General features: G+C 68.3%; 6 protein-coding genes, 2 tRNA genes and 2 pseudogenes. 4 read left to right on the top strand and 6 right to left on the bottom strand.

Annotated elements, in window-relative coordinates:
* Positions 1-432, bottom strand: a pseudogene (locus tag IF89_RS49455) (IS630 family transposase); the annotation flags it as partial.
* Between the two features lie 1,264 nt (positions 433-1,696).
* Between IF89_RS49455 and IF89_RS49830 the strand changes: the two are divergent.
* The gene (locus IF89_RS49830) at positions 1,697-2,500 is read left to right on the top strand and encodes a transposase (RefSeq protein WP_078628706.1); all 804 of its coding nucleotides are present in this window, start codon (positions 1,697-1,699) and stop codon (positions 2,498-2,500) included.
* Positions 2,501-3,088: 588 nt separating this feature from the next.
* Here the strand turns inward: IF89_RS49830 and IF89_RS0133675 are convergent.
* From IF89_RS0133675 to IF89_RS46445, 3 genes are all read right to left on the bottom strand, one after another.
* On the bottom strand, positions 3,089-3,325 hold the full coding sequence (locus IF89_RS0133675; RefSeq protein ID WP_030776284.1) for a chaplin: 237 nt from the start codon (positions 3,323-3,325) through the stop codon (positions 3,089-3,091).
* A 389-nt stretch (positions 3,326-3,714) separates the two neighbouring features.
* Entirely contained in the window at positions 3,715-4,125 is a 411-nt protein-coding gene (locus IF89_RS0133670) for a hypothetical protein (RefSeq protein WP_051808044.1), read from the bottom strand.
* A 111-nt stretch (positions 4,126-4,236) separates the two neighbouring features.
* Positions 4,237-4,395 (bottom strand): hypothetical protein, encoded by a 159-nt coding sequence (locus IF89_RS46445; protein ID WP_158718042.1) that lies wholly within the window; start codon positions 4,393-4,395, stop codon positions 4,237-4,239.
* 1,265 nt (positions 4,396-5,660) lie between these two features.
* Between IF89_RS46445 and IF89_RS0133660 the strand changes: the two genes are divergently transcribed.
* A tRNA-Ile gene (locus tag IF89_RS0133660) sits at positions 5,661-5,734 on the top strand.
* Between the two features lie 172 nt (positions 5,735-5,906).
* A tRNA-Lys gene (locus IF89_RS0133655) sits at positions 5,907-5,980 on the top strand.
* Between the two features lie 692 nt (positions 5,981-6,672).
* Here IF89_RS0133655 and IF89_RS45180 read toward each other — a convergent pair.
* A complete protein-coding gene (locus IF89_RS45180) occupies positions 6,673-6,897 on the bottom strand; it encodes a helix-turn-helix domain-containing protein (RefSeq protein ID WP_030776279.1) in 225 nt (74 codons plus the stop codon).
* A 332-nt stretch (positions 6,898-7,229) separates the two neighbouring features.
* On the opposite strand from IF89_RS45180, the pseudogene IF89_RS38855 reads away from it, so the two are divergent.
* Positions 7,230-8,281 (top strand): annotated as a pseudogene (locus IF89_RS38855) (IS630 family transposase).
* A 7-nt stretch (positions 8,282-8,288) separates the two neighbouring features.
* Here the strand turns inward: IF89_RS38855 and IF89_RS0133640 are convergent.
* On the bottom strand, positions 8,289-8,492 hold a 204-nt coding region (locus IF89_RS0133640; protein WP_030776276.1), incomplete at its 5' end, for a DUF3027 domain-containing protein.

The following is an 8,492-nucleotide window of genomic DNA, read 5'->3' as shown; positions in this document are numbered from 1 at the left end:
AAGAGGTGGCGTACTCCGTCGTAGCGGTTGTAGGCGGCCCGGCGTCGTCGGCGGGGTTCGCGGTCGGGGTTCTTGTGTCTGCCGCCGCGTTCGGCCCACTGCCGGCCGGGGTGGGGCACCAGGTTGAGCGGGCCGAACCCGTCCATGCACAAGACGGCTTCGGGCTCACCGTCCTCGGGTATGGCCTCGCCGTCGGCGATGGCATGGAGGTGTTCGACGCGGCCTTCCTGGCCGCGTAGTCCGGATCACGGGAGGTCTTCCAGGTCTTCAGGCGTTGAAAAGAGACGCCTTCTCGCGGAGCAGGATGCGCAGGCCCTCGTGGCTGGCGTCGTCGACCACCCCCTCGGCGACCAGGAAGTCCGCCAGCTCGGCCAGGCTCCAGGTGGAAAACGGCAGGCCGTGCCCGGTGGGCTCGGACTTGGCCGTCTTACGCGACCGCGCGCACGGGAGGTGCACCCCATGGGCCGCCGACCGCCCCGCCCGGGAGGCGCTGCCCGGGCGGGCGGCGGAGTCTGTGACGTACGTGGTCCGGCGGCTGCGTTTTCCTCGACGCCGCTTCCCTCCGGCCGGTTCGGCGACGCGGACGACGATCACGCGCTGCCAGCAGTGGCAGCGGTAGCTCCCGCCCGGGTTGGCCGGCGGGTCTACGAGCCACCGGCGGGCGCTCGGCAGCGAGGCCCACACTGCCGTGGGGGCCAGCAGACCAGCGGTGCCCCCGATGATGGCCGCGAGCAGAACGAGCGGGTTTCGAAGCCTCCACGCCGCCGCCTCCCCGTACGCGAGGGTGAACTGCACGCGCTTGCCGAGCCCGCCGTTCGAGACGGCGCGCAGGTCTGCGGCGTGGACGCGGATCAGGGTCCCCGGCCCCGTTCGTCGTGCCACGCGGCTGGGGGCGCGGGCTCGGGAGCCATCCGGGCCGGTCGTCGTCCACGGACACGGTGACGGTGTCGAGCCGAGGGCCGCCTCGACCGTGATCCGGTCGACCCTGGTGTGCAGAGGGGCGTGCGTTACCGCCTCCGACGCGCAGAGTCGCGCCTGCTCGGCGATCTCGCGGTGCCCGAACCCTGTCAGCAGCAGGGCGGGCCAGTCTCGGACGATCTTCGGCGTGGTGTCGGCGCGGGGCGCCCTTAAGCGGTAGCGGCCCCCGCCCTTGGGCGGGCCTGCGGTAAGGCGTTTGTCATCTCCTCGTCTCCCAACGCGCTTGAGCTCGCGCTGCCCGCCCACCTCGGTTCCGGAGCATCGAGAGCGGTGTCGTCCGCGTCGTCGACGACGCCGACCGGGCCCGGGCGGCTTCACAGACCACGGGCACCTTCATGTCCGCCCGTGGCACTGCGCAGACCTACCAGGCCAAGGAGGGGCAGAGCTCGCCCCGGAGACCGACACGCGCACGACGATGGGCGCGATCCCCGATCGCCGGCGAGCAGACCGTGGCCTACCGCTGCGGCCCCGTCCCTGTGGCACACCGTCGAACAGACGTGGGCCTGGTGGACCGAGGAGGGCAAGCCCGAGGAGGAACAGGTCGACTACGTCCGCGAGGCGGACGGCAGCGCCTCCATCACCCACTACAACACCGGCCGGCGCTGGAACCTCTAAACCCCGCGGCACCGCTGCCCGCTGACGGCGGAAGACCGGGGCTTCGACGCAGAAGCACACCAGAAACACCTCAGGGCCGCTCTGAACGTGGCGATCGGGCGCTCTGGGTGCAACCCGCGCAGTACGTCGGGCTGTCGACCGCCCACCGCCAAGGAGGCGGCTGCGGCAGCAGTTCGAGGGCGTGCTCTGGAAGTTCCGCTCGCGAGCGCAGTGGCGGGAGGTGCCGGACCGGTTCGGTGCCTGGTCTACCGTGCGCAACCGGTTCAGGCAGTGGCGGGACGGCGGGGTTTTCGAGGGGCTGCTGGAGGGAGCGGTGGCCGGGCGGCTGGGCGGGGCAGGGTGGATATGTCGTGGGTCAGCGCGGGCTGCACGGCGGTCCGCGCCCATCAGGACGCTGCGGGGATGCGCCTGCAGGGGGACGTTTGGGACGTGCGGGAAAAGGCTGCCGCCAGGCGGAGGCGGCGCAGCGGAGCAAGACGGAACACGGCGGCGTGGTCCCGGCCGGGCCGAACGGCGGCGGCGCAAGCTCCACCTGGCCCAAGCCCTGCCCGGGGAGTCTCGGGGCGGCCTGGCCGACCAGATCCACCTGGCTGCCGACCTCGGATGCCGACCCCTGGACGTGGTCCTGACCGCCGGCAGGCCGCGGACAGCCCTCAGTTCGCCCCCGTTCTCAAGCAGGCAAGGGTCCGCGGGGCCGGCGGCCGTCCCCCCACCCGGCCCGGCCGCCGGGGCACGGCCCACCCACCCTGCGGCAACCGCTCCTACCTGCCCCAACGCCACATCAAAGCGGCCATTCCGGAGAAGAGAGGACAAGGCCGCCAACCGGAAGAAAAGGGCTCACAAGGCGGCCGTCCCGTCACCCGCGACGCCGACCTCTGCAAGGAGTGGGCCACCATCGAGCGCCTGACCAAGTCGAAGGCCTGGCGCGGCATCGCCACTCGACGAGCCCTATCGGCGCTTCCGCTTCACGTTCCGCCTGCCATAATTCCGTCGCCTCTCGATCATCTCGCGCGTCCATCGATGAGATCCTGAAAAATGCCAATACCAGCAACAGGGACATCGGTAGATTCGATCGACGGGTTGATTACTGTCTATGGGCTGCTTCAGGAGCCATTGGCGCGCCGAGCTCAAGGTCGGAAACGAGGCCTTCCCGCTGTCGGGACAGGGCTGAACCAACACGATCACCTCAGTCGCAAATATCTGATGGCTTCCCTGATGTTGGGCTTGGACGTGCCGCCTTGCGGCGCCTGCGAGAAGTGACGGAGAAACCATTCCCCCGGCGCAAATCTAGGTACTTTAAGTTTCCGTGCCGCCGGATCGCGGCACGGAAACAAAAGGAAGGTCAGAGTTGGCAAACTCGTCCGCTAGCGGCAGTTTCCCCCTCAGCCGACGTCAGCACTTCGGGATGACGCGCATTCCCTCATTCGCTGCTGCGACGTCAGGACGGCCGTGCTCATGCCTCAATTGGGCTCCACTGCCGTCCAAGGTGAAAATCTCAAGCGTTCACGCAGGGGGCACCGAAGGTCGGGTTCATGATGGCGATCACATTGACCGTGTTGTTGCACAGGTTGACCGGAATGTGAATCGGCGCGTTCAGCACGTTACCCGACAGGACACCCGGGGATCCGATCGCCGCGGCCTCTCCCTTGGCGTCTGCAAGGGCAGGAGCGGCTGCCGCACCGAGGGTGAGTGCAACTCCGGCGACAACACCGGCAACCTTCTTCTGATTCATCGCTGTGTCTTCCTTTCGGAAAGGGTTCTGTCCGCGAACGCGGGGATTGCGCAGCGGGAACGGCCCTGTCCTTGCGGCCCGTCCAGATTGGAAACGAGCGCCAGTCCCGATAGGGAACGAGCGGCACGGCTAATCCATGATTTAATCACCCATTCGGCTCACAATCCGGAAGAGGGTGGGATCTGGTCGTGGAGGGGAGAGGGGGCGCCGGGAGGATCTCAGCCTCGATGGCGCGACGGAGACCCGGCGAACGTGGACGAGTCCGAAAAACGCAGGTCACAACGCCAAACGAACCTCTGGACTCCTCAAGGGGAGAAACCGCCTACTACGCCTGCCGCACTGGCACCTCTAGCCCCGGGCAGTGCAGGATGCCGGGCTGACCGGACAGATCACAGTCGGCCGCCAGCAGGGCCCCGCGCGCCTACAGCGCCCCGCGGGTTTGGCCCGCCGGCGCACACCGTGCGGTAACCGTGCTGGCGGAGCCCTTCGAGGAGGTCCGGCGCGTCGAACACGAATGTCTCCGCAGGGACGGCCTTGGACGCGGGCGGCCGGTACTCCCACCAGCGGGGCGGCTGCTCAGGCTGCGGCAGCTTGGGTAGGAACCCGGAGAAGTAAGCGATGTGGGCGGGGAATGTGAACGTGCCGGGGGCTGGCTCCCACAACCCTTCGTGCAGGAGGCGGGCGAGGTGCGGGGTAAGGCCGTCGGCAAGGGCGTGGCGGGCCACGCCGTAGCGGAGGGAGTCGAGGGTGACGAACAGGATGCTCGTGCCGCTGTGGATGGTGTCGGCCGCGTTGATCACGCCTGTGCCCCCTGGTAGGGCTGAATATGTCCCTTGCACGTGGCGTTGACGGGGATCGGGACCCGGTCCTCGGCGTCATGCACCGGACCACGAGGAGCCCGGTCCGTTCGATCAGGGGCTGGCCGTTGCGGCGCAGGCCATCGCCTCCAGCAGAGCGGGCTCGTCTGCCGCCCCGAGGTCGTGGCCGTGGCAGGCGTAGTGCTGCGCGTTGATGGCTCCGGAGCCGAGCCGGTCGAAGAACTCGGCGGTCTCGATGTAGCAAGCAGCCATCGGCCAGGCGAGGGCAGGATGGATCTCTTCCGGGAAGCGGCCGCCCCCGGATCACGGCATCAGTGTCGATCAGGTTTGAGCACGTGCGGCTCCCGATCCGTCCAGTGTTCGCGGGCTCGTCGGGGCCAGGCCGTCGGCGGGCAGGGTATGCAGGCTGGCGCTCCCGAGCCACAGGCGGTCAGGGGGACTTCCTGATCCCGGAGACCCCCTCCACGCTGATGGGCACTGCCTCCCCGGTCGTCATCGTGCTGGGCGGGCAGGTAGGGCGTCCGGGAGGTTGAACAACGGGCAGAGAGGTCCCACCAGCACACCACGCAGCGTGACGCCGAGTGATCAAGCACGACGCCTCGTTCAACTCGGACGTAGAACGGGGTCTTCAGCTCGTCAGGGCGGTTGGCGCGAAGCGGCTGCCGAGTGTGGCTGCGGGCCTGGCTCCCGTAGCGCCTGAGATGTGCGGATTAAGGGCAGGGTTCAGCCGTCTCATTCGCACGGTCTCCCGGCGCTGACCTCTACAGCGGTCAGGCTGTCCGAGCAGAAGACCAAGCCGGGAGGTCACGCTGGGCCTGCTGCGGGGTGGCCTGCCAGTGGAACCAGCTGTGGCGGGACGGCGGAGTCACTGCTGGCCTCGCGCGGCCCGAGCGGGTCGCGGTGTCGGCTGTCGCCGTAATGCCTGGAGAAGCCGGCGGGGTTCCTGAAGGAGAGTCCGGCCACACACGGCTGAGTGCGGCGGGGCCAGGTGCGGACCGCTTCGCGGGCGGCCACGCCGACCGGCGGATGTTCCACATTTCTCGGCCTGAACCGGTCTGCGGGATCTGGAAAGCGCCCGCGGCGACGCGGACGCGCGCAGTTCCGCCGACGAGGAGTGGCATGCGAACCTGCGCACTCCCGTTTGCATGCCGCGGGACACTATCTCCGATTAAGCCGCTGAAGTGACGCGGCGATGACAAGATTCTTCGAAAGGCTTCCCCGGCGGCGGACATTCCCCAATTCCTTCCATACAGGTTGCCCAATTGCACGATCTCCCTGCCAGGCTTCGCCATAGGAGCTCTCCGGCCGGCATGAGGAGGCGGTCAGGGGCAGCGCAGCTGCAACGGCCGCACCATCGGAAATGTGGTGGCCATCAGACTAGAATCAACTGGCCGCCCACCCGGGCGCTGAGCGGCCCTCAAGCGGCGGAGGCTGCCGTGAGCTGCCGGCCCCGGGCAGCCGATCTGCGGCAGGACAAGAGATCGCCCATGTGTTCTAATCGTGTGTGCTGGTACCCGGGGGTGGTAGCTCAGCCGGTCAGAGCAGCGGACTCATAATCCGTCGGTCGTGGGTTCAAGTCCCACCCACCCCACTGGCTGCGGTGCGTGGTCCTGCAGCATCGGCTGGAACGGCCGCGGCTGGCTTTGCGGGGTCCGCTAAGGCGCGGCTGTGGGGCACGGCGTCTGCTCCGATGCGGCGCTGCCCCTATCTGCAGCCGGGCTGGGGGTGTGGTCGGCGGGGCGACGTGTTTTCATTGTGGGATTGGGGCGGTAGCTCAGTTGGTTAGAGCTGCGGACTTTTAATCCGTAGGTCGTGGGTTCGAGCCCCACCCGCCCCACTGATCCGGCCGTCAGGTGGATCCTGCGGCGGGTGCCGGTTCAGCCAGTAGGACGGGGCCCGGTGCGGGCTGCGGGTAGGTCCGTGGGCGTGGACGGTCGGTGGTGGTGCGGCCTGCGCGCTGGGATCCGGTGGAGGTTTCCCCGTTGTTGCAGCCGTTGAGGATGGCTGCGGCCAGGTGGCGGCGGGTGTGCAGAGCTTCCCCCGCGTCGTGCAGGGCTCGTACGGCCGATTCCGGGCAATCCGTCACTGCAGCATGCCAGTGTCAGGGGAGCAGCGGCGGCGGGTTTTCCTCACTCTGTGACGATTGCCGGGTCAGATGCCGCGGCCCGTACCCCAGGCAGGTCGGGGGCGCGGCCTGGGCCGGGCCGGGTGGTGCACCTGTGTGATCAACGAGCGCCGGTAACAGGTGTGCTGTCGGCATCAGCACCTGGATGAACCCGTGCTGTTGCGTGCGGGCCTGGTGCCCACCTGGGTGGTGGTCCCAGGGTGGATGGAGGACCGAAACCACCACCGTCCGCGTTGGTGAGAGTTTCACCGCCATGGCATGCCGTGCGACCACCGGTTGCATCCGCCCTGACAGCCGCGATCGGAGTGGCGGACCAGGTGCCCGGGGCGGAGCTGAGGGCGGGTGTGCGACCGTGCCTGCCGGCGGGATGGCCCTTGCGGGAGCTGAAGTCGTTCGCCGTGCTGTCAGGCGGAGCCGTTGATGCGGGTGTGGTGTGTGATGCCGTGGACGGCGAGGGTGTTCCAGACCGTGGTGGTGCTCTGGCCGGTGCGTTCGGCGATCCGGCGGACCGGCTCGCCGTTGGCGTAGGCGTCCAGGACTGCCTCGGCCAGTTTTCGGCGGGCGGCATGTAGCGCCTCCTGCGCCGACTGGTAGGCCTGGCGCGCTGCTTCCAACTCATCCTCGCTCATACGCTCCATTCTGCCTGTGCAACCGCCCAGCGCCGACCTCACCTGGGACGCCTCTACCGGCTCAGGGCGCAGAGCAGTCCAGTTCTCGCCCTGCAGCCGGCCCAGCACCCCGGCACGCGACCACATCAGCAACCGGCGACTGGCCGTGCGCTTCGAGATCCCGAGACAGGGCGGCAAGGCCGCCAGACGCAGCTGCTGGCCAAGGGTCTTTCGACGGGCCACCTGAGGCGGGAGCGGGCCCGTTGACGGACTCCTGTTTGGTTGAGGTTTCTTTGCCGGGCCGGCGTCGGCTACGGGACGGCGACTGCATTACCGGCTCCCCCTGGTGCGCCTTGGTCCGCCAGAGTGGGGAGGCCCAGGACGAATGCAGGCGGTGGATCATCCGCAGGGGAACCGGCTCGGTGGTGACCTGGCGGCGGGCGCGGACCGAGTTCGGGATGTGATCCACAACTTCAACGCCGACGGCTTCGGCTCGCTCTACCCCAAATACAAGGGCGGCCGGCCCAGAACGTTCACCCTGTCCGAGCGCCGTGAGATCAAGAAGACCGCCAAGTCCAAGCCCGCCGAGCACGGCTTGCCGTTCTCAACCTGGAGCCTGGCGAAACTGACCGACTTCCTGGTCGCCGAGGGGGTGGTCGACGACATCAGCCACGAGGGCCTGCGCATCCTGCTCCGCGAGGAGGGCGTCTCCTTTCAACGCCTGAAGACCTGGAAGACCTCCCACGACCCCGAGTACGCGGCCAAGAAGGCAAGGGTCGAACACCTCTATGCCATCGCTGACGGCGAGGTCATACCCGAGGAGGGCGAGCCCGAAGTCATCTTCTGCATGGACGAGTTCGGCCCCCTCAATCTCCAGCCTCACCCCGGACGGCAGTGGGCCGAACGCAGCGGCCGACACAAGGACCCCGACCGCGAGCCCAGACCCCGGCGGCGGGCCACCTACACCCGCCCGCACGGCGTCCGACACCTGTTCGCCGCCTACGACCTGGCCAAGGACCAGCTCTACGGGCACATCAAGAAGACCAAGAGCCGGTCCAAGTTCCTGGAGTTCTGCCGCTACCTGCGCTCGCTGCACCCGATGGACTTACGCATCGCGATCGTCTGCGACAACTACTCACCCCACCTGACGGCCAAGCGGTGCCAGCGGGTCGGGACCTGGGCTGCGGCAAACAACGTCGAGATCGCCTACACCCCGACCAACAGCTCCTGGCTCAACCGGATCGAGGCCCAGTTCACCGCCCTGCGCTACTTCGCCCTCGACGGCACCGACCACCCCAGCCACAAGGTCCAAGGCAGCATGATCCGCCGCTACATCATCCGGCGGAACAGACACGCCGCGGATGAACGCCTCCGCAGGGTCGTGGCCAGAGCCGACGTCGCTTGATGGGCCGCTACCCGAACGAGCCATCGGCTCGACCGGCGAAGCTCTCGCAGCCGTCGTGCTCGAACCGCACTCGCCCGTCGAATGACGAGCCAGGGTTGCTGCACGCTCCGTAGTCCTGGCCGAGCTGGCCGCTCAACGCGATCCAGAAGCAGCATCCTCCGCACTGGGCGTCATACCACTCGTCCCGGTAGTCGGACTGTGCCGTCGAGCG

Source organism: Streptomyces sp. NRRL F-2664 (genome assembly GCF_000719345.1).
Taxonomy (GTDB): Bacteria; Actinomycetota; Actinomycetes; order Streptomycetales; family Streptomycetaceae; genus Streptomyces.
The sequence above is the reverse complement of the archived record's forward strand: the minus strand, read 5'-3'. Positions and strand labels throughout refer to the sequence as shown.

Coding starts and splice junctions, on each gene's coding strand:
- IF89_RS45180 (WP_030776279.1), bottom strand. CDS start 6,897: ATGAGCGAGGATGAGTTGGAAGCAGCGCGCCAGGCCTACCAGTCGGCG.
- IF89_RS46445 (WP_158718042.1), bottom strand. CDS start 4,395: ATGGCTGCTTGCTACATCGAGACCGCCGAGTTCTTCGACCGGCTCGGC.
- IF89_RS0133675 (WP_030776284.1), bottom strand. CDS start 3,325: ATGAATCAGAAGAAGGTTGCCGGTGTTGTCGCCGGAGTTGCACTCACC.